Origin of the sequence: Thermus sp. NEB1569 (genome assembly GCF_022385295.1) — a bacterium.
Classification (GTDB): domain Bacteria; phylum Deinococcota; class Deinococci; order Deinococcales; family Thermaceae; genus Thermus; species Thermus scotoductus.
Genome location: NZ_CP092445.1, coordinates 175287 through 199419 on the forward strand (window position 1 = coordinate 175287; position 24133 = coordinate 199419).

Here is a 24133-nt window from a genome sequence, read left to right on the forward strand (position 1 = left end):
AGGGGGGTGCTATACTATCAGGGTTGCCCCGATGGGGGGCGAAGGAGGTACGGAGTTGCGGCTGGTCACGTCCGAGTCGGTCACGGAAGGGCACCCGGATAAGCTGGCGGACCGGATCTCCGACGCCATCCTGGATGCTCTTATCGCCCAGGATAAGAAATCCCGGGTGGCGGCGGAAACCCTGGTTACCACGGGGCTGGTGTTTGTGGCGGGAGAGATCACCACCGAGGGGTACGTGGACATCCCCGGTCTGGTGCGCAAGACGGTGAGGGAGGTGGGCTACACCCGGGCCAAGTACGGCTTTGACGCCGACACCTGTGCGGTTCTCACCGCCATCGACGAGCAGTCCCCGGACATCGCGGGCGGGGTCAACCTCTCCTACGAGTGGCGGGTCCTCAAGTCCACGGATCCTCTGGACCGCACGGGCGCGGGGGATCAGGGCCTCATGTTCGGCTACGCCACCGACGAAACCCCGGAGCTCATGCCGCTTCCCATCACTTTGGCCCACCGCCTCACCATGCGCCTGGCGGAGGTGCGGAAGACGGGGCTTCTTCCCTACCTTCGCCCCGACGGCAAGGCCCAGGTGACCGTGGTCTACGAGGGGGACAGGCCCCTTTACGTGAAGACGGTGGTGGTTTCCGCCCAGCACTCACCCGAGGTGGAGCAGGACCAGCTTCGGGAGGACCTGATCCGCGAGGTAGTGCGCCAGGCTATCCCTTCTGAGTACCTGAAGGAAGGGGAGACGGAGTACCTCATCAACCCCTCGGGCCGCTTTATCCTGGGCGGGCCCCATGCGGACACCGGGCTTACCGGGCGCAAGATCATCGTGGACACCTACGGGGGGGCGGTGCCCCATGGAGGCGGGGCCTTCAGCGGCAAGGATCCCACCAAGGTGGACCGTTCCGCCAGCTACTACGCCCGCTATATGGCCAAGAACCTGGTGGCGGCAGGCCTGGCCCGGCGGGCCCTGGTGGAGCTGGCCTACGCCATTGGCAAGGCCAGGCCCGTTTCCTTGCGGGTGGAAACCTTCGGCACCGGGGCCTTGCCCGATGAAAAGCTCACGGAAATCGTGAAGCGGGTCTTTGACCCCAGGCCCTTGGCCATCATCGAGGAGCTGGACCTCCTGAGGCCCATCTACACCCCCACCAGCGCCTACGGGCATTTTGGCCGCGCGGGTTTTCCCTGGGAGGAAACCGACCGGGTGGAGGCCCTGAGGCGGGAAGCAGGTCTGTGACGACTCCCCGGACTAAAGTCCGGGGCTTCTCGGGGTTTCCCCCGAAGGTCCCGTCCGGGCCCAGAAAGACCTTGACTCCGTATCGGCAGGCGAGCGCAATGCTTCTGGCTCTGCCACGGGTGTTCGTTTGGAGTTTTACCCATCGGACTACCCGATGGAACCCCCTACTCCAAGTTTCAAGGTCCACGGGGAACTTTGCCCCCAAGAACATTGTACCAAATCCGTGTCCACCTGTGGTGGACGTGGGGGAGTCCATGTATCCCCGGTTTAAAAACCGGGGGATTATAGCTCCCCCACACCCCCTCTTTTCTCTAAGGCCACCCCACCCTGGGGGCCCCGGTGGGGAGGGGTGGGTTTAACCCACCTCCACCCGGTTTTTGCCCCGGCGCTTGGCCTGGTAAAGGGCGTCGTCGGCCCGCTTGAGGAGGGAAAGGGGGGAGTCTTCGGGGCGGGCCTCGGCCACGCCGATGCTGACGGAAATCCCCTCCGCCGGGAAAACCCTCAAGGCGGCCACCGCTTGCCGGAGCCGGCTTGCCATCCGCACCGCCTGGGCCAAGGGGGTTTCCGCAAGGAGGACGGCGAACTCCTCCCCCCCGAGGCGCACCGCCCGGTCGCTTTGCCGGATGTGCTCCTCCAGGCCGTGGGCCAGGGGAAGAACCCAGGAGCTGGTGCGGGGAAGGCTCCATAGGGCCAAGGCCAGTAGGGAAAAGCCCAGGGCCAGGAGGGGAAGGAAGAAGCGGTCCACTGGGTCCAGGCCCACGGCCCTCGAGGCGGCAAAGGCCACCAGGGCCAGAAGGGCCCCGAGGGGCAGGAGCTATAAGGCCATCCTGCGCCTTAAGGGATGCAAGGGATCCAGGAGCTCGAGGGTAGGGTACAAGTTAGCTCCAGTCTAGGGGTTTCCTGCCTGGGCCATGCCCCCAGGATGACCCTACCCCCCTTAACGGATCCTTAACGGACCTTCAGTCCTCCAGGTAGGTGTAGCCCTCGAGCTCCCGCATGTATCGCTCCAGGAAGGCTCCCTTTTCCACGGGGGAGAGGCGGCTTTGCCGCACCAAGCGCTCCACCCCCTGGAAAAGCTCCCGGGCGGTGAAGCCCATTTTCTCGATGACGTCTTCCGCGGTTTCCCCGGGGACGAAGCGTTCTATGGCGAAGCCCTCTTCGTCCACCACCACGTGGGCTTCCCCCACCTGGCCGAAGAGGTTGTGGTTGCTTCCCAGCACGTCCTGATAAGCCCCCACCAGGAAGACGCCCAGGTAATACGCCTCCCCAGGACGGATGGGATGGACGGGAAGGCTGTGGCGCACGTCGTGCAGGTCGATGAAGCGGTCTATCTTGCCATCGGAATCGCAGGAGATATCCACCAGGGTAGCCTGGCGGGTGGGGGGCTCGTTAAGGCGGCTTAGGGGGACGATGGGGAAGAGCTGGTGGATGGCCCAGGCGTCGGGAAGGCTTTGGAAAATGGAAAAGTTGCAGACCAGCTTGTCGGCCAAGAGCTTCTCCAGATCCTCAAACTCATCGGGAGCGTAGGGAAGGTCCTGGGCGATGGCGTAGACCCGCCGGGCGATGTGGTAGAAGATCTCCTCCGCCAGGGCGCGGTCCCGCAGGGACACGAGCCCCAGGTCGTAAAGGGTCTGGAGGGTTTCCTTGTCGGCGAAGGCATCGTGGTAGACCTCGCGGAAGTTCTTGGGGGAGAGGGTTTCCAGGCTCTCCCAAAGCTCCTTGACCAGAGGGTGGGCCTCCGCGGGCGGGGGAGCAGGCCGGGTCTCCCCCGGGGGGGTGATCACGTCGATGACCTCGAGGACCAGGACCTCATGATACGCGGTCACCGCCCGGCCCGACTCCGTGACCAGGATGGGGTGGGGCTCCCCTTGGGCCTCCACCACCTCCTTGGTCACGTAGACCAGGTCCTCGGCGTACTCGGGGAGGGTGTAGTTGGCGGAGGCATAGAAGTTGGTTTTGGAGCCGTCGTAGTCCACGGCCAGGCCCCCGCCCAGGTTCAGGTACTGGAGGGGAGCCCCCAGCTTCCGGAGCTGCACATAGGTCTGGGCTGCCTCCCGCACCGCCGCCTTGATCTTGCGGATGTCCGTCACCTGGCTGCCGATGTGGGCGTGGACCATCGCCAGGGTGTCCAGGAGGTCTTCTTCCTTCAGGATCTCCACCGCCCGGATGATCTCCGGGGTGGTGAGGCCGAACTTGGCGTTTTCCCCGCCGCTGGCTTCCCACTGCCCGGCCCCTTTGGCCTTCAGCTTGTAGCGGATGCCCAGCTTGGGCCGCACGCCCAGCTCCTTGGAGATGCGGATCACCCGGGGGAGCTCGGCGAACTTCTCCAGGGTGATGACCACGTTCCGGGAAAGCTTCCTTCCCATTAGGGCCAGGCGGATGAAGTCATCGTCCTTGAAGCCGTTGGTGGTGATGAGGGATTCCGGGGAAAGGTCCTGGGCCAGGATTAGGGCCAGCTCGGCCTTGCTTCCCGCCTCGAGGCCATAGTGGTAGGGCCTCCCCGCCTTGGCCACGGTTTCCAGCACCAGCCGGCGCTGGTTCACCTTCACGGGGTAGACCCCGCGGTAGCCCCCGTGGTAGCCGTACTTCTCCATGGCCCTGCGAAAGGCCTCGTTCAGCTCCCGCACCCGGGCCTCGAGGATCTGGGGGAAGCGGAGCACCAGGGGCAGGGGCCGCCCCTCGTCCCTGAGGGCTTCCACGATCTCCAAAAGGGAAGCGGAAGGGCCTTCCGGGCCCAGGGGGGTTACCTCCAGCTCCCCGTCCCGCCCTACCCGGAAGAACCCCGCCCCCCAGTAGGGCACCAGGTAGATCTCCTCAGCTTCCTTGGGGGAAAAGCGCCTGGCGGTTTTCAATCCCGTTCAACCTCCGCCCTTGAGTGTAGGGCGGAAGGGGCGGCTTGGGAAGAGATGGGGCTCCGGTAAAGGTACCCCTCGCCTTCCCTAGGGATTTCCCCCGGGTCCACTAAGTAGAGGAAAGGGCCTCCCGTTTGGTTTACCAGGGCATAGCCCCGTTCTTTGAGAAGGGGATGCAAGGCTTCCTCGGCTTGAAAGGCAAGGGGTACCGGGCCCACTTCTTTCAAGACTTCCTCCAAAAGGTCCAGCCAGCGGACCAGTTGGGTGGGGTCTACATCCTGGGGGACTGCAATCCGCACTGCCCCCCTTTTCTCGCCGAATAGCCCAAACCGCCTTAAGAAACGCCTTAAGGTACGCCTCTCCTCCCCTGAGGGTTGGAAGGAAAAGTGCTTGTGGCCAAAGACGCTGAAGCGGAATCCCGCCGGGGCCAGGGTCCTCAAGCGGCTTATGGTCCTCCTGTCCCCCACCCGGTGCCACCAGGAAAGCTCCACCGTGGGGAAGGCTTTAGCGTAGGCCTTGAAGCCCCCAGGGTAGCCCCTATATCCCTTAAGGCCTTCCAGGATCAAGCCAGGCCTCCAAAAAGGCCAGCCCCATCCGGGCCATCAAGGGGGTGATGGTGTGCCCGGCTCCTTCCTCCACAAACCAGGCTAAGCGGCCTTCGGGGTAGTGGGGCCTCAAGGCCTCCACGGTTTTCTCCATGCGGGAAAGGGGCACGATCAGGTCCTTGGTGCCGTGGAGGTGGAGCAGGGGCACACCTCCATAGGCTTCCCCCTTGAGGGCGGGTGGGGTCTGGTAAAGGGCCAGAACCCTTTCGTCCCGTATTTCCTGCCCTTGGGGGAGCTTCATGGGAAAGCCGCTGCCGATGAAGGCCAAGGCCCCTTGGGCCTTGAAGCCTTGGGAAAGGAGCAGGTGGACCACAAAGGCCCCCATGCTTCCCCCCGCCAGGAAAAGGGGGAGGGAGAAGCGTCTTTGCGCTTCCTGGGCCACCCCCTTGGCCTCTTCGGCAAAGGCCAGGGCTATTTGGTAAACCTCCTCCACATAGCTCGGGCTTTTGGAGGAAGGGGGTGGGCCCTCCCGTTTCCCGTGCCGGGGGGCGTCAAAGGCCAGGAGGAGGAAGCCCCTTTCTACATACCCCGGGAGGAGGGAAAGGATGTGCTCCCTCGAGCCCTGAAGCCCGTGGAGGGCCAGGAGGAGGGCCCTCGGGCGCTCGGGGATGTGGGCCAGCACGCTTTGCCCTGCCAGGGTGAAGACCTCTTTCCGCATGCCGCTACCCTCAGGTGAAGAGGCTGGACACCGACTCTCCCCGGTGGATGCGCCAGATGGCCTCGGCGAAGATGGGGGCCACGGGGAGGGTCTTGAGCTTGGGCCCCTCCTTGGGAGGGCAGGTGTCGGTGGCGGCCACCTCCTTCACCGGGCTTTGGGCGATGCGCTCCAGGGCCGGGCCCACATAGACCCCGTGGGTGGCGGCGGCGTAGACTTCCCTGGCCCCAGCTTGCAGGAGGGCTTCTACTGCCTCCACCAGGCTTCCGGCGGTGGAGATCTCGTCGTCCACGATCAAGGCGGTTTTCCCCCTCACCTCCCCCACCAGCATCCGCACCCGCACCTCGGTGTCGGATACCCGCTCCTTGTCGATGAAGGCCAGGGGAAGGCGGAGGCGCCGGGCCAGGGAGCTGGCCCTCTTAAGGTTGCCGGCATCCGGAGCCACCACCACGGCATTTTCCAGGTCCACCCGGGTGGCGAAGTGGTTGGCGATGACGGGCTCGGCGGAAAGGTGGTCCACGGGCACCTTGAAGAAGCCGTGGACCTGCGGGGAGTGCAGGGTCATGGTGAGGACCCGGTCGGCCCCGGCGGTCTGGAGGAGGTCGGCGATGAGCCGGGCGGCGATGGAGATGCGGGGGGCGTCCTTCTTGTCGCTACGGGCGTAGGAGAAGTAGGGGATGACCGCCGTGACCCGGGCGGCGCTGGCTCCTTTGGCGGCGTCCACCATCATGAGGAGTTCCATGAGGTGGTCCTGCACCGGAGGGGTCAGGGACTGGACGATGAAGACATCCCCTTCCCTCAGGCTTTCCTCGAAGCGCACGAAGAGGTTGTCGTTGGCGAAGCGCTGGGTGGCGCTTTTGCCCAAGGGAAGCCCCAGGGCATCGGCGATGGCCTGGGCTAAGGGCTTGTTGGACTGGCCGGAGAAGATCAGGAGGGGGCGGTCCATGCCGTTCCCCAAGATACCATGCGAGGGGGCTAGCTCCTAGGGGCTGGCTAGAGGAGGGTAAGGGCTTCCTGCAAGGGAGTGGTGACCTCCGGACCTGTGGGGTGCAGGTAGACGTTCACCTCGGTGCGCACCCCGAAGCCAGGCAGGTAAAGCCCGGGCTCCACGGTGAAGGCGAGGCCCGGCACCAAGGGGCGGAAGTCGTGGGTTTCCAGGTCATCCAGGTGGGGACCTGAGCCGTGGACCTCCTCCCCCAGGTTGTGCCCTGTGCGGTGGCGGAGGTAGGCGCCGTAGCCCTCCCCTTCCAAAAGGCCCCGGGCCACCCGGTCCACCTGGTAACCCTTGGGGTAGCGCCCTTTTTGGTAGGCCTCGGCCACGAAGCGGATGGCCTCATCCCGGGCCCTTACCACCGCCTGGAAGGCTTGGTGGGCAGCCTCGGGAGGCCTTAGGCCGGCCATCCAGGTGATGTCGGCGTAGACCCCTCCTTTTTCCTTAGCCCAAAGGTCCAAGAGCACCACTTCTCCCTCCTCGAGGGCCTTTTCCGTGGGCGCATGGTGGGGGTTGGCGGCGTTTTGGCCGAAGGCCACCATGGGGGGGTGGTCAAAGACCAGGCCCCGTTCCTCCAGGGCCTGGATCAATATGGCCTGTACCGCCTGTTCCGTGGACCCAGGGTTTTGGCGCAGGAAGGCTAAGGCCCGGTCCTTGGCGGCCACCAGGCCCTCGGCTGCCCGGCGGTGGCTCTTTAGCTTCTCCTTCTCCCAGGTCTGGAAGAGGAGAAGCAAGGGCCAGGAGGAGGTGAGCTCGAGGCCCATTCCCCTGAGAAGGTCCAAACTGCCCCCGTCCACCCGGGACAGGTAGGGGATAAGCCCCCCCGGCACGTACTCCAGGGCGATGCGCCGCTGTCCTTCCAAAAGCTCCGAAAGGGCTTCCAGGTACCCTCGCCAGGTGTGGTAGGTGCGCCTCTTCCCGGGAAGGAGGGGAAAGAGACTTTCCTCTATGGCGTGGCAGAGGAGCAGGGGTTCCCCTTCCTGGGGAATGAGGTAGGCAAAACGGCGGGTTAGGTGAAGGTGGGTGAGGGCAAGCACCTCGAGGGCCACGGGATTGCTCCGGCCAAAGGAGAGGAGGAGCCAAGCATCCAGCCTCTCTTCCCTGAGGATTTCCTGCACGCGGGTGAGCTCCACGTTCCCATGCTACCCCTTGGAACCCACCTCACCTTTTCGTACCCCTGACGTGCTACGTTAGGGGGTAGGGAGGTTTGGAAGATGGTCGAGACGCAGGAGGCGGTCATCCGCATTACCCCCTTGGCGGCGGAGAAGGCTAAGGAGATCCTGGCCCGTTATGGCAAGGAGCATGCGGCCATCCGGGTCTACATCAAGTCCGGCGGGTGCTCGGGCTTCCAGTACGGCATGGCCGTGGACGAGAGGGAGCTCGAGGGGGATACCCTCGTGGAGATGCACGGGGTGCGCTTGGTGGTGGACCCCATGTCCCTGCCCTACCTGGTGGGCTCGGAGATCGACTGGGTGGAAAGCCTCATGGGCGGGGGCTTCACCGTGCACAACCCCAACGCCGCCAGCACCTGCGGTTGCGGCCACTCCTTCCGCACCAAGGACCAGGAGGGGGAGGCCCGCACCTGCGGCCACTGAAGATTTTTTGGGTGCCTGGGGGGCCTGGGTCAAGGCCCCCTTAACCTTCTTCCCATCCCCCTTAGCGTTTTCCCATTGACCTATCGGGAAGGGGCCTTATAATACCCTTGGCCACTAAGATAGTGCCGCAACCACGAAAGGAGGCCATATGAGAAAAGTAGGCAAGCTGGCTGTACTCGGTTTAACCGCCCTGGGCCTGGCCCTGGCGGGGCCTCAGGACAATAGCCTGGTGATCGGGGCTTCCCAGGAGCCCAGGGTGCTGGCGGGGGACTTCCTCAACATCATCTCCAACCAGGCCATCAAGAGCGAGATTGAAGGCTATCTCTTTGCGCCCTTCATTGGCTTCAACGCCGAGAGCCAGAACTTCCCTGTGCTGGCCACCGAGGTGCCCACCCAGCAGAACGGGCGTTTGCGGGTCCGGGACATCGGCGGCGGCAAGAAGCGGCTGGAGATGGACCTCACCATCCGCTCCGATGCTCGCTGGTCCGACGGCAAGCCCATCACCACCGAGGACGTGGCCTTCTACTACGAGGTGGGCAAGGCCAAGGGGATGCCCGTCCTGAACCCCGACTACTGGGAGCGGGTGAACCTCCGGGTCAGGGACGCCCGCAACTTCACCGTGATCTTTGAGCCCGCCTACTACTACGACACCTACGGCGGCACCTACGGCTCCCCCATCGGCTACGCTCCCAAGCACATCATGGGGCCCGAGTGGGAGAAGGTGAAGGCGGCGGCCCGGAACCTGGATCCCGATAAGGATGCGGAGAGGCTCAACGAGCTCTACCGCAACTTCTTCCTCAAGTTCTCCACTCCCCAGGCCTTGAACCGCGGGGCCATGGTCTACTCGGGGGCCTTTAAGCTCAGGCGCTGGGTGCCGGGGAACTCCATTGAGATGGAGCGGAACCCCAACTTCCCCATCAAGCCCGAGGGTGGGGAGAGCCGGTACGTGCAGAGGGTGGTCTACCGCTTCATCCAGAACACCAACTCCCTCCTGGTGGCGGTGATCGGTGGCTCCATTGACGCCACCTCCAGCGTCTCCCTCACCTTTGACCAAGGCCGTAGCCGCCAGCTCACCTCCCGCGCCCCTGGCCGCTTTGACATCTGGTTCGTGCCCGGGGCCATCTGGGAGCACATTGACGTCAACAAGTTTGAGAACTGCCAGGCGGTCCGCGACCTGGGCCTGAACGACGTCCGCACCCGTCGGGCCCTCCTCCACGCTCTGAACCGCGAAGGGTTGGTCAAAGCCTTCTTTGACGGCCTCCAGCCCGTGGCCCACACCTGGATCGCCCCCGTCAACCCCCTCTTCAACCCCAATGTGCGGAAGTACGAGTTTGACCTGAAGAAGGCGGAGGCGCTCTTGGCGGAGATGGGCTGGAGGAAGGGGCCGGACGGCATCCTTCAGCGCACCGTGGGCGGGCGCACCGTGCGCTTTGAGATTGAGTTCGTCACCACCGCGGGCAACGCCATCCGCGAGCGCACCCAGCAGTTCTTCGCCGAGGACCTGAAGAAGATCGGCATCGCCGTCAAGATCAATAACGCCCCCAGCGCCGTGGTCTTCGCCGACGAGTACATCCAGCGGGCCAGCGAGTGCAAGTGGACCGGGCTGTTTGAGTTCGCTTGGGTTTCCAACCTGGCCGAGGATGGCTCCCTCTTCCAGTACAAGAACCTGAACACCGGGGCCATCATGGTGCCCACCAAGGAGAACAACTACCAGGGGCAGAACATCGGCGGCTGGCGCAACGACGAGTTTGACCGTCTGACGAGCCAGGGTGTCCTGGAGTTTGACGAGGCCAAGCGGAAGCAGCTCTTCTGGAGGGCCCAGGAGATCTGGGCCGAGGAGCTGCCTGCCTTGCCCCTCTACTTCCGCGCTAACCCCTACGTGGTGCGGAAGGGCCTGGTCAACTACGTGGCCAGCGCTTACGCGGGCGGCTACGGTTACCCCGGCTGGAACGCTTGGGAGATCGGCTGGGAAAGCCGTGGCGCCGTGAAGAAGTGGGACCAGGCGAAGTACGCTCTTTCCGTCAAGTAACCTGAGGTGGTATAGTAGGGCCCGCTGGGCTTTCTGCCCAGCGGGCTTTTTGGTCGGCCGATAGGCTATTTGGAGGCTAAAAAACAGGAGGTACAAAGGTGTTTGCCTACACGGTGCGCAGGCTTTTACAGATGATCCCCTTGCTCCTTGCCGCCAGCGTGGTGATCTACGCCCTGCTGGCCCTGCAGCCGGGGGATCCCTTGGAGGAGCTCAAGCGGCAGAACCCCCGCATGACCGCCGAGCAGTTTGAGGCCTTGAAGCGGGCCTACGGCCTGGACCAGCCCCTCCATATCCGTTACTTCAAGTGGCTTTCCCGGGCGGTGCGGGGGGACCTCGGTTATAGCCGTACCTACGGCATCCCTGCGGCGGAGTACATCTTCGTCCAGCGCTTGCCCAAGACCCTCCTCCTCTCGGGCTTGGCCCTGACCCTGGCCCTCCTGGTGGCCATCCCCGTGGGCATCTTCTCCGCCGTGCGCCAGTACTCCCTGGCGGATTACGTCATCACCTTTTTCTCCTTCGTGGGGTTTTCCATGCCTGTCTTCTTCCTGGGCATCCTGCTCCTTTACCTCTTCGCCATCTGGTTACCCGACCACATCCCGGGCTTCCCCCGTTTCCCCACCGGGGGGGTGCCCGGGGTGCTCTGGGAGGATGTGCGCTCGGGGGCGATAAGCTTTTGGTACTTCCTGGGGCAATGGGCCTGGCACCTCATCCTGCCGGTCATCGCCCTTTCCTCCTTGCAGATGGCGGAGTGGACCCGGTTCATGCGGGCTTCCTTGCTGGAGGTGCTTTCCCAGGACTACATCCGCACCGCCCGGGCCAAGGGCTTGGCCGAGCGGGTGGTGCTCTACAAGCACGCCCTCAGGAACGCCCTTATCCCCATCGTGACCCTGGTGGGTCTGGCCATTCCCGGGGTTTTGGGCGGGGCCACCATCACCGAGACCATTTTCAGCTACCCCGGGATGGGGCGGGCCATTTTTGACGCCCTGGTGGAGAAGGATTACAACGTGGCCATGGCGGCTTTGGCCTTCCTGGCCTTGATGACCGCGCTTTTTAACCTGTTGGCGGACCTGGCCTATGCGGTGGTGGACCCCCGCATCCGCTACAGCTAGAGGTGCATCATGGCAACGCAAGCTTTGAAAGCCAAGCCCCGGACCTTCTTCGGCCTCTTCTGGCGCCGCTTACGGCGGCACAAGATGGCCATGGCTGGGTTGGTGGTTATCATTTTCCTGATTCTGATGGCCATTTTTGCCCCTTGGATTGCCCCTTACGATCCCACGGCCCAGCCTACGGGGGAGGACGTAGGCCAGTACTATTTCAACCCTCCTTCCCGGGAGCACCTTCTGGGCACCGATGACCTGGGGCGCGATGTGCTTTCCCGCATCATCTATGGTTCCCGCATCTCCCTCTTGGTGGGCTTTGCCGTGGCCTTTTCCAGCGTGATCCTGGGTACCATTATGGGTACCCTGGCGGGGTACTTCTCGGGCCGGCCCTTGCGATTCTACCTGGGGCCTTTAAGGCGGGAGCGGGAAGGGTTTTATCCCTGGAGCTTTGCCCTGTGGCGGGTGTTCTCCTGGTTCCTCTACTACGGGGTCTTGTACCTGGCCCTTTCCATCGCCTGGGCCTTGGCTGAGGATGGAATCCAGACGGGAAGCGTGGGGAGTTACCTGGGCTTTGGCCTGGTCTTGGCCCTGGTGCTCTGGGCGGCATGGTATGGGCTTAAGGGGGAGATCCGCCTGGATTTGGACGTGGCCATAAGCCGCCTCATTGACTTCATGCTCACCATTCCCACCCTGCCCCTTCTTCTGGTGCTTTCCGCCCTGTTGCGCGACCCCGGGGTGAAGGTGGGCCAGTGGGCCCAGGGGGTTTTTGGCGATGCGGCCAGCGTCTTCATCATCATCACCATCCTGGTGCTCTTCGGCTGGTTGGGCACGGCCCGGCTGGTGCGGGGGAACATCCTTTCCCTAAGGGAGCAGGACTACGCCACCGCCGCCCAGGCCTTGGGGGCAAGCGACGCCCGCATCATGTTCCGGCACCTGGTGCCAAACACTTTGGCGCCCCTCATCGTGCAGGCCACCCTGCAGATCGGCGGGGCCATCCTCACCGAGGCGGCGCTTTCCTTTCTGGGCTTCGGCATCCAGCCCCCCGTGGCCACCTGGGGCAACATGCTGACGAACGCCCAGGAGTACATCTTCACCGCGCCCTGGCTGGCCCTGCCCCCGGGGTTCATGATCTTCATCACCGTCTTGGCCTTTAACTACCTGGGGGATGGGCTTCGGGATGCTTTGGACCCAAGGAGCCGTCTCTGATGCCACCCCACCCTGGCAAAGCCAGGGTGGGCCCCCCGGTCTACCGAGGGGATAGCTTTTCCGGGGGATAGGCGGCCTCGAGGAAATATAACCCCTGGGGTGGTGCCGAGGGGCCCGCTTGGCCCCGGTCCTGGGTTTGCAGGATGAGCCGGATGCTCTCCGGGGAGCGCTTGCCCAGGCCCACCTCGAGGAGGGTTCCCACCATCCCCCGCACCTGGCCCCTCAGAAAGCTCTGGCCCCGGAAGTAGAAGCGAAGCTCCCTACCTGCTTCCCCTTCCACCTCCTCCATGCGGGCTTCGTAAAGCTCCCTTTCCCCTGCCCGCACCTCCTCCTTGGCGAAGCCCAGGAAGTTGTGCCGGCCCGGTAGGAAGGAGAGGGCCTCCCGGATGGCGGCGAGGTCCAGGGGATGGCGTAGCCAAAGGGCCCGGTGGCGGAGGAGGGGGGAGGGGTGGGGCCTTAGGAGGATGCGGTAAAGGTAAGCCCGCCAAAGGGCATCCTTGCGGGCGTGGAAGTCCGGGGCCACCTCCTTGGCGGCGATCACCTTCAGGTCCTCGGGGAGGAGGCGGTTCAGGGCCTCGGGGATCCTTTCCGTGGGAATCCTGCTTAGGAGGTCAAAGTGGAAGGGCATGGCCAGGGCATGCACCCCGGCGTCCGTGCGGCCTGCGGCCACCGCCTTGGGCAGGGCCCCGATTCCCGGCAAGACCCTTTCCAGCTCCCCTTGCACGGTGCGAAGGCCTGTTCGCTGGCGCTGAAGCCCGGCAAAGTGAGTACCGTCGTACTCGGTAAGGATGAGGATGCGGCGCACAAGCCCAGCTTAGTCCGCGCCTACGGGGGTCTTGGAGGGATGCCCCTCGAGGGCCACCCCTTTCCCCACCACCTTTAGCCGCACCCGGTCCCCCACGCGGAAGGGGCTTTCCGGTCCCTCCTGCACCAGAATCTCCTTCTCCGGGGAGAGGAGGCGCACCCGGTAGGTGAGGTCGTGCCCCTTGAACTCCCGGGCCACCACCTGGCCCAAGGTGCCCTCCTGGGCCTCTTGGGGAAGAAGCTTGAGGGCCTCCGGGCGCAGGGAAAGGAGGAGGGGGCCATGGGCGGGCTCGGCCAGGGGCACGGGGCCCAGGCAGGTTTGCGCATGCCGGCCGAACCCCTCCCCGGAAAGGAGGTTGGTCCGGCCAAGGAACTGGGCCACGAAGGGGGTCTTGGGCCTTAGGTAGACCTCCTCGGGGGTGCCCACCTGCTCTAGCCTTCCTCCCCGCATCACCCCCAGGCGGTCGGCGAAGGAGAGGGCCTCCTCCTGGTCGTGGGTGACCAGGAGGGCGGTGGTGCCTGTTTCCTTGAGGATTTTCCGCACCTCCTCCCGGGTGCTGGCCTTGAGGCTGGCGTCCAGGCTGGAAAAGGGCTCGTCCAGGAGGACCAGCTTCGGCCCCGGGGCCAGGGCCCGGGCCAGGGCGATGCGCTGCTGCTGCCCCCCGGAAAGCTCCCCGGGCTTGCGGTCCTGGAAAAGGGTCATGCCCACCCGCTCCAGGGCCTTCCTGGCTTTCTCGTGGCGGTCTTTCCCCTTAAGGCCGAAGGCCACGTTGCCCAAGGCGGTGAGGTGGGGGAAGAGGGCGTAGTCCTGGAAGACGAAGCCGATGCCCCGCCTCTCCGGGGGCAGGAGGGTGATCTCCCTGCCCTCCAGGAAGATCCGCCCCCTATCCGGGCTCTCCAACCCGGCCACCACCCTTAAGAGGGTGGTCTTGCCGCAGCCCGAGGGCCCCAAAAGGGCCAGGATCTCTCCGGGGTAGACCTCGAGGTCGATTCCCTTAAGCACCTCGTGCTCCCCGAAGTGCTTGGCGATGCCCACAAGTGTCAGAAGCGGCGCTCGCTCCAAAGCAACACCCCCACGAAGGCCGCCGAGAGCAGGACGATGAGAAGGGCAAAGGGAGCGGCCTCGGCGAACATGGCTTCCTGAGTGTAGCCGAAAACCCGGGTGGAGAGGGTGCTATAGCCCATGGGGGCCAGGAGCAGGGTGAGGGGAAGCTCCTTCACCGCCCCGATGAAGGCCAAGGCCCCTCCCGCCACCGCTCCCCGCCAGAGGAGGGGAAAGGTGACGCGGAAGAAGGCCCGCGCCGGGGTGTCCCCCAGGGTCTTGGCTGCCTCCTCGAGGCGCCTTGGCACCTGGTAAAGGGCTCCCCGCACCGGTCCCAGGCCCTCGGCCAGGAAGTGGAAGGCCAAAACCAGGATGAGAAGGGGTAGGGTCCCGTAAAGGAAGGGAAGGCTCTTCAGGCTGAAGAAGATCCAGGCCAGGGCGAAGGCCAAGGGGGGAATGGTGTAGCCCAGATAGCCCAGCCTTTCCAGGAAGCGGGAGGCCGGCGAGGGGTAGCGCACCGCCAGGTAGGCGATGGGCAGGGCCATGCCCACCGCCAGAAAGGAGGCGGGGATGGCGGCCATGGCGGAGTGGGAGAGGGCTTCCCAAAGCCCGGTGAGGTGTTCCCGGGGAAAGCGGCTTGCCAGGTGGAAAAGGGCATAGAGGGGGAGGACCAGGGCCAGGAGGACGGGGAGGAGGAGTAGGAGGTAAGCCCAGGGGGTGAACCTGCCCAGGCGCACGGACCTGGCCTTTTTCCCGCTACCCTTTCCCGTGCGGGCCAGGCTAAGGCGGCGGAGGAAGGCGCCTTCCAAAAGGAGAAGCCCTCCGGTAAAGAGGAGGAGGAAAAGGGCCAGCCAGGCGGCGTACACCCGGTCAAAGGCGGCGCTGTACTGAAGGTAAATGGCGTAGGAGAAGGTTTCGTAGCGAAGGAGGCTCACGGTGCCGAAATCCCCCAGGACGTGGAGGCCCACCACCAGGTAACCCGAAAGGAGGGCGGGGAGGAGTTGCGGAAAGACCACTTGGAAAAAGGTCCTTAAGGGTCCCACCCCAAGGGTTCGGGCAGCTTCCTCCAAGCTGGGGTCCAGCCCCAAAAAAGCAGCCCGCAAACCCAGAAAGAGGTAGGGGTAGGTGATGAGGGAGAGGACCAAAAGCGCTCCCCAGTACCCCTCGAGGCGCGGCAGGGGGAGGACCCCCCCGGGCCCCGTGGCCGAAAGGATCACGTAGGCTCCCACGTAGCCGGGGATGGCCAGGGGCAGGGTGAGGAGGATGGAGAAGAGGCGCTTCCCCTTGAGGTCGGTGCGAGTGGTGAGGAAGGCCAGGGGCAGGGCGATGAGGGTGGTGAAAAGGAGGACCCCGAGGAGGAGGGAAAGGGTGTTCTTCACCAGCTCCAGGTTCTTGGGGCGAAGGAGGATATCCCGAAGGGTTTCGGGATCGGCCTCGAGGGCCCTTAAGGCTAGGTAGAGGAGGGGAAGGGCCACCCCGCCCCCCGTGAGGAGGGCGGGCACCAGGAAGGGCAGGAGCCCGGGAAGTTGGTGGAGCCTTCTTGCGCTGGTCATCTTCGGCTTCGGCGCTCGCCCCCGGATCCGGGGGGAGGGGGTGGTCCTAGAGAATCCCCAGTTCCCTTAGGAGCCTTAGGGCCTGGTCCAGGGGGAGCTTCTCAAAGTCCAGCTTGGGGCTTTTCGCCAGGGCCTCCTCGAGGGGCAGGAGGTGGGCATCGGCCACCACTCCCTTGACCAAGGGGTATTCCCCCACGGTGCCCGCGAAGTACTGCTGCCCCTTGGGGGAGAGCAGGTAGGTGAGGAAGCGGTTTGCGGCCACCAGGTTCTTGGAGCTCTTGAGGATGCCCGCTCCCGTGACCAAGGCCAGGTTGCCGACGTCCCCATCCTTAAAGTAGTGGAGCCCCAGGTTGTACCCGGCCCGGCGGAAGCGCACCACGTAGTAATGGTTGGTGGAGCCGAGGTCTATCTCCCCGGCGCGGATGGCGTCCAGCATGGCGGGGTTGGAGGCGTAGCTCTTGGGGTTTAGGGCCTTCATGGCGGAAAGCCATTCCCGGGTCCTGCCTTCCCCGTAGAGGGCGATCATCCCCGCCACCATGTCCTGGAAGCTGGAGTAGGTGGGGGTCCAGCCCACCCTGCCCACCAGGCCCTTTTCCTGGGCGAAGCGGGGGAGGTCCAGGATGCTTGCGGGAAGCTCTTCCGGCTTAAACTTCTGGGGGTTATAGGCCAGCACCCTCAGGCGCAGGGTCACCGGCACCCAGGCCTTGGAGGCGGGCACGAAGGCTACGGGTTGCCTAAGGAGGGTGTCCCCCAGAGGCCTTAAGAGGCCTTTGCTGGCCGCCTGGCCCAGGGCGCCCGCGGTGTTGGCCCAGAAGACATCCGCCGGGGAACGGCTTCCTTCCTCCTGCAGGGCCGCCAGGATCTGGGCATCCGTGCCGTAGCGCACCTGGACCCGGATGCCGGTCTCCGCCTGGAACTGCTTCACCAAGGGCTCCACCAGGCTCTGCCCCCGCCCGGAGTAGAGGGTTAGGGTTTGAGCCTGAGCGAAGCCCAGTCCTAAAGCCATGATGCCCATCAGGGTAACAAGCTTTCTACGCTGCATCTCGCCTCCTTCCTGCTTCCCCAGGGGGTTCCCCGGGGCTGAGGGCGCCCTCTGCCTGGGGACTTTACCCCAAGGGGGGATTAAAGTCAAGTATTCCGGTCGGATTTTGTAAGTTTAGAAGTGATAATCACTTGCAGCCAGGAAAACACCCCCACGAGGTCCTGCGGCCAGAAGGGGGTTTTCCCGGTATACACCAGGGGTACGGGGTTTCGGGTGTGCTTGGAGTGCCAGGGCTCCTCGGCATTCCCGTGGTCGGAGGTGAGGAGGAGGGTGCCCCCTTCCTCCAGGAAGCCCTTCAGGAACAGGGAGAGCTCGTGGAAGCGCTCGGGAAGGGTATCCGGATGGCGGTGGGCAGCCAGGTCCAGGGCCCAGTACTCCAGGACCACCAGGTCGAAACTTCGGGTCAAGGCCGCCATTCTGGCCCCCACCCCGTGGGGATCCTCCCAGAAGGCGGGAGGGAGTGCCAGGGAATGGCCCAAGGGCAGAAGGGGGAGGCCTGCCAGGAGGGCCGCCTGGGCGAAGGCGGAAAGAAGAAGCCTTCTTCCCTCCGTAGCCCGCTTCAGGTATTCCGGGCGGTAGGCGTTGGCGTGGAGGACCCTGAGGCCGGCTTCCTTAGCCCAGGCGTAAAGGCTTTGCCGGAGAAGGGGCCTGAGCCTGGGGCTCGGGAAAGGCCCCTGGTGGTGGCCTAGGAGCCTGGCGGCGTTGACTCCGGTGAGGAGCGTGGTCTGGCCCGTGCCCGACTGGGGCAGGCCCTCCACCCCCAAGGTGGCGTCCAGGGCCCTGGGGGAAAGCTCCAAAAGAAGGGGGAAAAGGTCCTCCAAGGCCTCCCCCAGGCCCAGGCCGTCCACGAAGAGGAAGAGCACCTTTCCATCCTAAGGGGGGGCATTTGTCCTGGAGGGTGAGGGCTATCCTGAGCTTGGGAGGTGAAGGGATATGGGAAGCTACAACCCGCTGGTCTTCGTTTTAGGCCTGGTCACGGCGGCCGGGGTCTCGGGGGTGGCCTACTTGCTCGCCGTGGCCCGGGGTGGGGACGAGAAGGCCCTGGGCCGGCTTTACGGTCCCCTCTTCTTCACCCTTGGGGTCTTTGCCCTTGGGGCGGTGGCCCAGCTCTACTGGACCGACTGGGCGGGCCGTCCGGTGCCCCAGTACACGGAGCTTTTCGGGGTGGCCACGGGGCTTTTCGCCTTCATGATGGTCCTCGCCGGCTTTTACCTCTACCAGGGCCTGGAGCTTAAAGCCCTGGCCTGGCCTTCGTTTTTCCTCGGGCTTTACCTCCTCCAGGGAGCGCGGGCGGTGTTGGACTTCGGCCTCACCCGGAACCCGCCCCTCACCGCCCTCATGTGGGGGGCGGCGGGCCTCGCCAGCCTCGGGATCCTCTTCTACGCCTATAGCCGCCCCGAGGCCCGGCGCACCTGGGCCTACCTCGGGGCTTTGGTCCTGGCCCTGATGGCCCTGGGGGCCTTCCTTACCGGCTTTATGGCCTACTACGGCCACATCGCCAGCGCCGTGGGGGGCGGGGGCTAAGGCGCCTTGGAGTTTGTGTCCCCATGCCCAAAGGGCCTTTGGGCATGGGGTAAGCTTTGGGGGAAGGAGGGTATTATGTCAGTTCGTAAGGCGAAGGCGGTATGGGAAGGCGGGCTTAGGCAGGGAAAGGGGGTTATGGAGCTAGAAAGCCAGGCCTTCCAGGGGGCCTACTCCTATCCCTCCCGCTTTGAGGAGGGGGAGGGGACGAACCCCGAGGAGCTCATCGCCGCCGCCCATGCGGGGTGCTTCTCCATGGCCCTGGCGGCCTCGCTGGAACGGGAGGGATTTCCCCCCAAGCGGGTTTCCACCGAGGCCCGGGTGCACTTGGAGATGGTGGAGGGGAAGCCCACCATCACCCGGATTGAGCTCATCACCGAGGCGGAGGTGCCGGGGATAACCCCAGAGAAGTTCCAGGAGATCGCCCAGGCGGCCAAGGAAGGGTGCCCGGTCTCCCGGGCCCTGGGGGGGGTGAAGGAAATCACCCTCGAGGCTCGCCTGGCCTAACCCTCCCCCTTCCAGAGAAGCCGGCCGCAGGAGGGGCAGCGCACCAGCTGCCCCTGGACCACCTTTTGCGCCACGTGGGTGGGCAGGACCACGTTGCACCCCTCGCAACGGAAGACCTGGCCCTGGCGGTGCATGCGGGCGATGCCGGTGCCCTTCCGGGCCCGGCGGATGGCCTCGTACTCCTTCAGGACAGGGGCAGGGATGGCCTGGGCCATCAGGGAGCGTTCCTCCAGCCTGACGGCAATCTCGGCCTTTAGGGCCTCCACCCGCACCCGGTTGGCCTCCAAGAGTTCTTCCAGGTGGGGCCTTAAGGCCGCCAGCTGGGCTTCCACCTCCTGGATCTCGTTTTCCAGGCTCTCCATGGCCTCCATGATGGGGGTGGAGAGCTCCAGAAGCTCTTTGATGCGGTCCTTGATCTGCTGGATGCGGTTTTCGTATTGGGTTTGCTCGCGGGCGCTTTGGGCCTGGCGCTGCTCGGCCTCCGCCTGCTTTTCCTTGGCGGTGAGGTCCTCGATGTCCAGGCTGTGGCGGTTGTACTCCTTGCGGAGCTCTGCCTGGCGCTCCAGGAGCTCGGCAAGCCGGTCTTCCAGGGCCTCCACCTGGGCCTTCACGGAAACCAGGTCCTCGGGAAGGGTTTCCGCCTCCTTCTGCAATCGGTCTATCTCCAGGTCCTTTTCCTGCAGGTCATAAAGAGCCTTGAGCGCCTCAAGCTGTCCCCTGTGGGGAGCATCCGCCCCGTTCACGTTTCCCATTCTAACCCGAGGAGGAAGGGGTTGGTCTTGGCCTCGAGGGCCAGGGTGGTGGGGGGTCCGTGCCCCGGGTAGACCTCCGTTTCCGGGGGCAGGGTGAGGAGGCGCTTTAAGGAGCGGAAAAGGTCCTCCCGGCTTGCCCATGGCAGGTCGTAGCGGCCGATGCTCCCTTGGAAGAGGAGATCCCCGGAAAGAACCCGGGGGGGTTCCCCGGCCTCGCCGGGATGGATGAAGGCCACATGGCCGGGACTATGGCCGGGAAGGTGCCAGACGGTGAAGCCGTAAAGGACCTGCCCCTCTTCCAGAGGCTCTACCGGGAGGGGAGGGTCGGGGATGGCGAGGCCCCACATGCGGGCCACTTCCGCCGCATGCCGGTAAAGGGGAAGGTCCAGGGGGTGGAGGAAGACCGGCAGGGAGAGGGCCTCCACCAAGGGGGCCACCGCTCCCACGTGGTCAAAGTGGGCGTGGGTGAGGAGGATGGCCTTGGGGGTTAATCCCGTGGACTCCAAAAGGGCCAGGATCCTTTCCGCCTCGTCCCCGGGGTCAATGAGCACCGCTCCTTCCTTCCCCTCCACCAGGTAGGTGTTTTCCTGGAGGGGGCCCACGCTCAGGCCGTACACCTTCATGGCTCGGTGGGAAGCCCTTCCTGCAGCCACTCGTGCATGGAGCCCAGGTAGTTCCTGGCCCGCACCCCGAGGCTTCTCAGCACGAAGAAGGCCACGGCGCTCCGGGCCCCGGAGTGGCAGTAGACCCCCACCTCCTGTCCCGGCTCCAGGCCGAGTTGCTTTAGCACCTTGTCCGGCTCCAGGAAAAGCTCCAGGGGGGCATTCCGGCTCCCCGGGATCCGTCCCCCCTTGGGGCAGCAGGGGGGGTGGACCTTGCCCTGGTATTCCTCGGGGCTTCGCACATCCAAAAGAAGAGGGTGCCTGGCCGCCTCGTCCGCGGTGAGGAGCCAGTCCCGCCGGAGGCGGGCTAGGGTATCCGAGCGCTCGGGCTTGGGCTCTTCCCGTTCGGTGGCGTAGGGTTCCCAGCCCTCCGTCCAAAGTTCCACCTCTAGCCCCCCAAGGCCCAGGAAGAAGGCCGTGCGGCAAAGGCGGCTGGTGAGCCCCTCGTCGTAGAGGACCACCGGGCTTCGTAAGCCAAGTTCCTGGAAGAGGTCGGTGAGGCCGGCCTCGAGGGCCTTAAGCTCCGCCTCTTCCCGCAGGCGGAGCCTGGGGACGGAAAGATCCAGGTGGCGGGCGCCTGGCAGGTGGCCTGCCTCGTAGGCGGCCCTGGGCCGGGTGTCCACCAAGACAGCCTCAGGAGGGATCTCCATACCCTTAATTATAGGGGGCGCAAGGGTAGGTGCATAAGCCTAAAGGTACTTGACAAGAAGGCGCGCAGGTGATATAAGTGAAAAGGGAGGTGATAGGTATGGCCCTGGTTCGTAGGGATGTGCGTCCTGCGGAGATCACTCCCTTCCGTACCTGGGGTCCTTTCTCCCTCCTGGAGGAGGCCAACCGGCTCTTTGAGGAGGTCCTGGGCGACTTTGCCCGGCCCGTGGCCACCTACGTGGCTCCGGCCGACCTCTACGAGACCGACGAGGCCTTGGTCCTGGAGATGGCGGTGCCGGGCCTGGCTCCCGAGGACCTGGAGGTGAGCCTCGAGGGGAGCAAGCTCACCGTACGGGGCCAGGTGAAGCCCGCCGAGGAGGTTAAGGTGCGCCGCTACTACCTGCAGGAGATCCCTCACGGCTCCTTCGTGCGCACCTTCACCCTCCCCGTGGAGGTGGATGCCTCCCAGGCCAAGGCGGAGTTCCGCCACGGGATCCTGCGCCTCACCCTGCCCAAGGTGGCCGAGGCTCGGGCCAAGCGGATCCCCATCGAGGTGGTCCAGTAAGCCCGGAAGCTCCTTCCCCCCGGGGAACGTCCCCGGGGGGTTTACACTTTCTTTAGAGCCTCGGCAAGGCGCTTCAGGGCTTCCTCCAGCACCTCGGGGTAGGTGGCGAAGTTGAGGCGCACGTAGCGGTCGTATCCTTCCCCGAAGTTTTCCCCGGGGTTCAGGGCCACCCGGGCCTCCTTGAGGAAGAAGGAGGCCGCCTGGGGAATGGGGGTTTTGAACCAGGCCAGGTAGGTGCCCTCCGGGGGGAAGTGCCCGAGGCCCACCTCCTTGGCCCAGGCCGCCACCCGGTCGCGGTTGGCCCTAAGCCGGGCTAGGGTTTCCCGAAGCCAGGGCCCAGCCTCCAGCAGGGCGGCCTTCCAGGCGGCCATGGCCAACACGTTGGGAAAGGTGTGGGGCAGGTGGCGCTTGAAGGCCTCCACCAGGGGCCTAGGCCCCACCACCGCCCCTATGGGCAGCCCAGCCAGGTTGTAGGCTTTTCCCGGACCCAGCAGGGTGAGGGTGCGCTCGGGGAGGAAGCGGGCCAGGGGCACGTGGGGCTTCTCGTAGGTCAAAGGGGCGTGGAGCTCATCGGAAACCACGATGAGGTCGTGCTTGCGGGCGATGGTGGCCAGGGCGGAAAGCTCCTCCTCGCTGTAGACCCTTCCCGTGGGGTTTTGCGGGTGGCAGAAGAGGAGGAGCCTGCTGGCGTAGGCCAGGCGCTCCAGGCCCTCGAGGTCCAGCCGGTACCCTTCCTCCGTTTCCCGCAAGGGATTCGCCAAGATGGTGCGCTTCTGTTCCCGGATGGCGGCGAGGAAGGGCGGGTAGATGGGCACCTGGGTCAAGACTCCCTGCCCGGGTGCGGTGAAGGCGGCCACCGCCCCGTAGAGCCCCACCACCACCCCGGGCATGAAGGCCAGTTCGCCTTCCAAGCCCGTTTGTTCCAGGATGAGGGCCTTGAGCTCCAGGTCCCCTTCCCGGGGCGGGTAGCCCAAGAACCCCTTGGCCCTTTCCTCTATGGCCCGGCGGATGGGTTCGGCCACGGGGAAGTCCATGTCCGCCACCCACAGGGGCAGGACATCTTCCGGATAGGTGCTCCACTTGAGGGAGTCCTTGCGGGGCGGAAGCTCCATGGGGTTATCTTAACCGGGGCCCTTCCCCAGCCGGCGGAGCATGTACCAGGAAAGGAGGATGAGGGGCAGGCTCACCACCTGGGTGGCGGTGAAGAGGCCGATGCCCAGCTCGTCATTGCGGTACACGGGAAGCCACAGGGGATTCAGCCGGAAGGGCTCCTCGAGGACCGAGCGGAGCACGCTGTACCAGAGGATGAAGTTCCAGAAGGCATACCCGTAAAAAGGCTTTTTGCGAAGCCAGTAGTAGGAGAGGGGCAGAAGGATGAGGCCCACCAGGGCCCCATAGATCTGGGTGAGGTGCACGGGGCCCCGGAGGAGCTCCGCGCACCGGTACACCTGGGAGATGTCCTCTATGCCAGGGCAGATTCCCGGGAAGCCCTTGGCCCACTCCGGCCAGGTGAAGCCGATGGGCAAGGAGGTGAGGCGCCCCACGGTATCCGAGCCATTCATCAGGTTCCCGATCCTGCCGGCGATGATGCCCAAGGCCACCCCCGGGGTGGCGGCGTCCAGGTAGGGCCAGAGGGGGTAGCCCTTTCGCTTATGGAAGTAGAAGAAGACCAAAGCCCCGCCCAGAATGGCCCCGTGGAAGGAGAGGCCCCCCTGCCAGATGTACAGGACCTCCACGGGGTTTTGCAGGAAGTAGCTGGGGGAGGTGAGCACGTAGCCCAGCCTGGCCCCCACCACTCCCCACACCACCGCCCAAAGGGCCACGGTTTCAAACTTGTCGGCATCCAGCCCCCAGGCCCTAAGCCGGCGCTTGGCCAGCTCAAAGCCGATGAAGATGGCCAGGGTCAGGAGGAAGCCGTACCACTGGATGCGCAAGGGGCCGATCTGGATCATGGTGGGGTTCATGCCTCACCTCCCTTGGACTCCTGCCAGCGCTCCACCAGGGCCAGCAGGTCTTTCTCGCCAAAGGCTCCTTCCAAAAGCACCTCTTCCCCCAGGAGGAGCACGGGTACCCGGAAGGTGTAGAGGCGGAAAAGCCCGGGGTCTTGGTCCACATCCCGGCGCACATAGGGTATTCCCAGGGTCCAGAGGGCCCTTTCCGCCTTTTCGCAAAGGCCGCACCCCTCGCGGGTGACGAAGACCAGGTCCATGGGGAAAAGCATACCTTGCACTGGGGTAGTACCGCCGGGGGCCCCTAACCTGGTTTGGCCAGGTTGGGGTGCCATCAGAAGATGGCCCGGATCACCAGGATCCCCATGGCCACGTGGACGATCGCCTTGGCCACCACGCCCCCCATGAGGCCCACCAGGGTGCCCCAGGCGGCCTTAAGGGCTTCCTCCGGCCTTCTTCCCGAAAGGTACTCAAAGAGCCAGGCCAGGAGGAAGGGAAGAATCAGCACCCCCAGGACACCCAGAAAAAGGCCTAGGATTCCCCCCAGAAAGGCCCCCCAAAGCCCTGCCCGCCCGGCCCCGTACCTTCTGGCTCCCACGAGGGTGGCGAGGTTGTCCAGGCTCATGGCCAGAAGGGCCAGGACGCCCAGGGCCAGCCACAGGCCCAGGGAAAGCTCCCGGAAGCCCACCAGGGCCTCGTGGAGGAGGGCGGCCGCCAGGATCAGGAGGGTGGCGGGGACGAAGGGCACCAGGGTGAGGAGCACCCCCGCCCCCCAGAGGACCACGAAGAGCCAGTCGGCGAAGGTATCCACGAAAAAAGCC

Annotated in this window: 26 protein-coding genes; 8 read left to right on the forward strand and 18 right to left on the reverse strand. The window is 65.0% G+C overall.

Annotation, left to right across the window (positions count from 1 at the left end; genetic code table 11):
* Positions 1–31 precede the first annotated feature (31 nt).
* The gene (gene metK / locus MI302_RS01420) at positions 32–1234 is read left to right on the forward strand and encodes a methionine adenosyltransferase (protein WP_126165318.1); all 1203 of its coding nucleotides are present in this window, start codon (positions 32–34) and stop codon (positions 1232–1234) included.
* Positions 1235–1589: 355 nt separating this feature from the next.
* Here metK and MI302_RS01425 read toward each other — a convergent pair whose 3' ends face one another.
* The 6 genes from MI302_RS01425 to MI302_RS01450 all read right to left on the reverse strand — a co-directional run bounded on the left by MI302_RS01425 (position 1590) and on the right by MI302_RS01450 (position 7470).
* Positions 1590–2018, reverse strand: coding sequence for a GGDEF domain-containing protein (locus tag MI302_RS01425; protein WP_370687353.1), 429 nt, complete (start codon positions 2016–2018; stop codon positions 1590–1592).
* Between the two features lie 175 nt (positions 2019–2193).
* The gene (speA, locus tag MI302_RS01430) at positions 2194–4086 is read right to left on the reverse strand and encodes a biosynthetic arginine decarboxylase (protein ID WP_239726008.1); all 1893 of its coding nucleotides are present in this window, start codon (positions 4084–4086) and stop codon (positions 2194–2196) included.
* Positions 4083–4652 (reverse strand): DUF72 domain-containing protein, encoded by a 570-nt coding sequence (locus MI302_RS01435; protein ID WP_126178303.1) that lies wholly within the window; start codon positions 4650–4652, stop codon positions 4083–4085. Before MI302_RS01435 ends, speA begins: the two co-directional genes overlap by 4 nt.
* Positions 4633–5349 carry an alpha/beta hydrolase gene (locus tag MI302_RS01440; RefSeq protein WP_239726009.1) on the reverse strand — a complete coding sequence of 239 codons (717 nt, stop codon included), beginning with the start codon at positions 5347–5349 and terminating at the stop codon, positions 4633–4635. Before MI302_RS01440 ends, MI302_RS01435 begins: the two co-directional genes overlap by 20 nt.
* Positions 5350–5359: 10 nt before the next feature.
* Positions 5360–6292 (reverse strand): ribose-phosphate pyrophosphokinase, encoded by a 933-nt coding sequence (locus MI302_RS01445; protein ID WP_239726010.1) that lies wholly within the window; start codon positions 6290–6292, stop codon positions 5360–5362.
* A gap of 47 nt (positions 6293–6339) precedes the next feature.
* Positions 6340–7470 (reverse strand): Xaa-Pro peptidase family protein, encoded by a 1131-nt coding sequence (locus tag MI302_RS01450; protein ID WP_239726011.1) that lies wholly within the window; start codon positions 7468–7470, stop codon positions 6340–6342.
* Between the two features lie 81 nt (positions 7471–7551).
* Between MI302_RS01450 and erpA the strand changes: the two genes are divergently transcribed.
* The 4 genes from erpA to MI302_RS01470 all read left to right on the forward strand — a co-directional run bounded on the left by erpA (position 7552) and on the right by MI302_RS01470 (position 12267).
* Positions 7552–7932: an iron-sulfur cluster insertion protein ErpA gene (gene erpA / locus MI302_RS01455; RefSeq protein ID WP_015718186.1), complete on the forward strand. Its 381-nt coding sequence runs from the start codon at positions 7552–7554 to the stop codon at positions 7930–7932.
* A 148-nt stretch (positions 7933–8080) separates the two neighbouring features.
* Positions 8081–9961, forward strand: a complete 1881-nt coding sequence (locus tag MI302_RS01460) for a peptide ABC transporter substrate-binding protein (protein WP_239726012.1) — start codon at positions 8081–8083, stop codon at positions 9959–9961.
* Positions 9962–10059: 98 nt separating this feature from the next.
* The gene (locus MI302_RS01465; protein ID WP_038031601.1) at positions 10060–11070 is read left to right on the forward strand and encodes an ABC transporter permease; all 1011 of its coding nucleotides are present in this window, start codon (positions 10060–10062) and stop codon (positions 11068–11070) included.
* A 9-nt stretch (positions 11071–11079) separates the two neighbouring features.
* Positions 11080–12267 (forward strand): ABC transporter permease, encoded by a 1188-nt coding sequence (locus MI302_RS01470; RefSeq protein ID WP_126200215.1) that lies wholly within the window; start codon positions 11080–11082, stop codon positions 12265–12267.
* A 40-nt stretch (positions 12268–12307) separates the two neighbouring features.
* On the opposite strand, the gene truA is transcribed toward MI302_RS01470, so the two are convergent.
* The 5 genes from truA to MI302_RS01495 all read right to left on the reverse strand — a co-directional run bounded on the left by truA (position 12308) and on the right by MI302_RS01495 (position 17571).
* Positions 12308–13072, reverse strand: a complete 765-nt coding sequence (gene truA, locus MI302_RS01475; protein WP_239726013.1) for a tRNA pseudouridine(38-40) synthase TruA — start codon at positions 13070–13072, stop codon at positions 12308–12310.
* A 9-nt stretch (positions 13073–13081) separates the two neighbouring features.
* On the reverse strand, positions 13082–14134 hold the full coding sequence (locus tag MI302_RS01480; protein ID WP_239726014.1) for an ABC transporter ATP-binding protein: 1053 nt from the start codon (positions 14132–14134) through the stop codon (positions 13082–13084).
* Positions 14113–15666 carry an iron ABC transporter permease gene (locus MI302_RS01485; RefSeq protein WP_239726015.1) on the reverse strand — a complete coding sequence of 518 codons (1554 nt, stop codon included), beginning with the start codon at positions 15664–15666 and terminating at the stop codon, positions 14113–14115. Before MI302_RS01485 ends, MI302_RS01480 begins: the two co-directional genes overlap by 22 nt.
* A 46-nt stretch (positions 15667–15712) precedes the next feature.
* Complete coding sequence (locus MI302_RS01490; protein ID WP_239726016.1) at positions 15713–16708, reverse strand: iron ABC transporter substrate-binding protein; 996 nt, start codon at positions 16706–16708, stop codon at positions 15713–15715.
* 86 nt (positions 16709–16794) lie between these two features.
* Entirely contained in the window at positions 16795–17571 is a 777-nt protein-coding gene (locus tag MI302_RS01495; protein ID WP_239726017.1) for a metalloenzyme, read from the reverse strand.
* A 70-nt stretch (positions 17572–17641) separates the two neighbouring features.
* Here MI302_RS01495 and MI302_RS01500 point away from each other — a divergent pair, with 70 nt between their 5' ends.
* Both MI302_RS01500 and MI302_RS01505 read left to right on the forward strand, forming a co-directional pair.
* Positions 17642–18232, forward strand: coding sequence for a DUF981 domain-containing protein (locus tag MI302_RS01500; RefSeq protein ID WP_126164415.1), 591 nt, complete (start codon positions 17642–17644; stop codon positions 18230–18232).
* Positions 18233–18307: 75 nt separating this feature from the next.
* On the forward strand, positions 18308–18736 hold the full coding sequence (locus MI302_RS01505) for an OsmC family protein (protein ID WP_239726018.1): 429 nt from the start codon (positions 18308–18310) through the stop codon (positions 18734–18736).
* Here MI302_RS01505 and MI302_RS01510 read toward each other — a convergent pair.
* Genes MI302_RS01510 through MI302_RS01520 form a run of 3 tightly spaced genes read right to left on the reverse strand, consistent with a single transcriptional unit; the run spans position 18733 to position 20800 of the window.
* The gene (locus tag MI302_RS01510) at positions 18733–19488 is read right to left on the reverse strand and encodes a zinc ribbon domain-containing protein (RefSeq protein ID WP_239726019.1); all 756 of its coding nucleotides are present in this window, start codon (positions 19486–19488) and stop codon (positions 18733–18735) included. The genes MI302_RS01505 and MI302_RS01510 overlap by 4 nt on opposite strands.
* Entirely contained in the window at positions 19476–20111 is a 636-nt protein-coding gene (locus tag MI302_RS01515; RefSeq protein ID WP_239726020.1) for an MBL fold metallo-hydrolase, read from the reverse strand. The genes MI302_RS01510 and MI302_RS01515 overlap by 13 nt, the downstream gene beginning before the upstream one ends.
* Complete coding sequence (locus tag MI302_RS01520) at positions 20108–20800, reverse strand: sulfurtransferase (protein WP_038070498.1); 693 nt, start codon at positions 20798–20800, stop codon at positions 20108–20110. The genes MI302_RS01515 and MI302_RS01520 overlap by 4 nt, the downstream gene beginning before the upstream one ends.
* A 98-nt stretch (positions 20801–20898) precedes the next feature.
* Between MI302_RS01520 and MI302_RS01525 the strand changes: the two genes are divergently transcribed.
* Positions 20899–21363: an Hsp20/alpha crystallin family protein gene (locus MI302_RS01525; protein WP_038071898.1), complete on the forward strand. Its 465-nt coding sequence runs from the start codon at positions 20899–20901 to the stop codon at positions 21361–21363.
* A 41-nt stretch (positions 21364–21404) separates the two neighbouring features.
* Here MI302_RS01525 and MI302_RS01530 read toward each other — a convergent pair whose 3' ends face one another.
* From MI302_RS01530 to MI302_RS01545, 4 genes are all read right to left on the reverse strand, one after another.
* Entirely contained in the window at positions 21405–22475 is a 1071-nt protein-coding gene (locus MI302_RS01530) for a MalY/PatB family protein (protein WP_239726021.1), read from the reverse strand.
* 9 nt (positions 22476–22484) lie between these two features.
* The gene (gene lgt, locus MI302_RS01535) at positions 22485–23315 is read right to left on the reverse strand and encodes a prolipoprotein diacylglyceryl transferase (RefSeq protein WP_239726483.1); all 831 of its coding nucleotides are present in this window, start codon (positions 23313–23315) and stop codon (positions 22485–22487) included.
* Between the two features lie 8 nt (positions 23316–23323).
* The gene (locus MI302_RS01540; RefSeq protein WP_126169685.1) at positions 23324–23584 is read right to left on the reverse strand and encodes a glutaredoxin family protein; all 261 of its coding nucleotides are present in this window, start codon (positions 23582–23584) and stop codon (positions 23324–23326) included.
* A 62-nt stretch (positions 23585–23646) separates the two neighbouring features.
* Positions 23647–24123: a DUF456 domain-containing protein gene (locus tag MI302_RS01545; protein WP_239726022.1), complete on the reverse strand. Its 477-nt coding sequence runs from the start codon at positions 24121–24123 to the stop codon at positions 23647–23649.
* Positions 24124–24133: the final 10 nt, after the last annotated feature.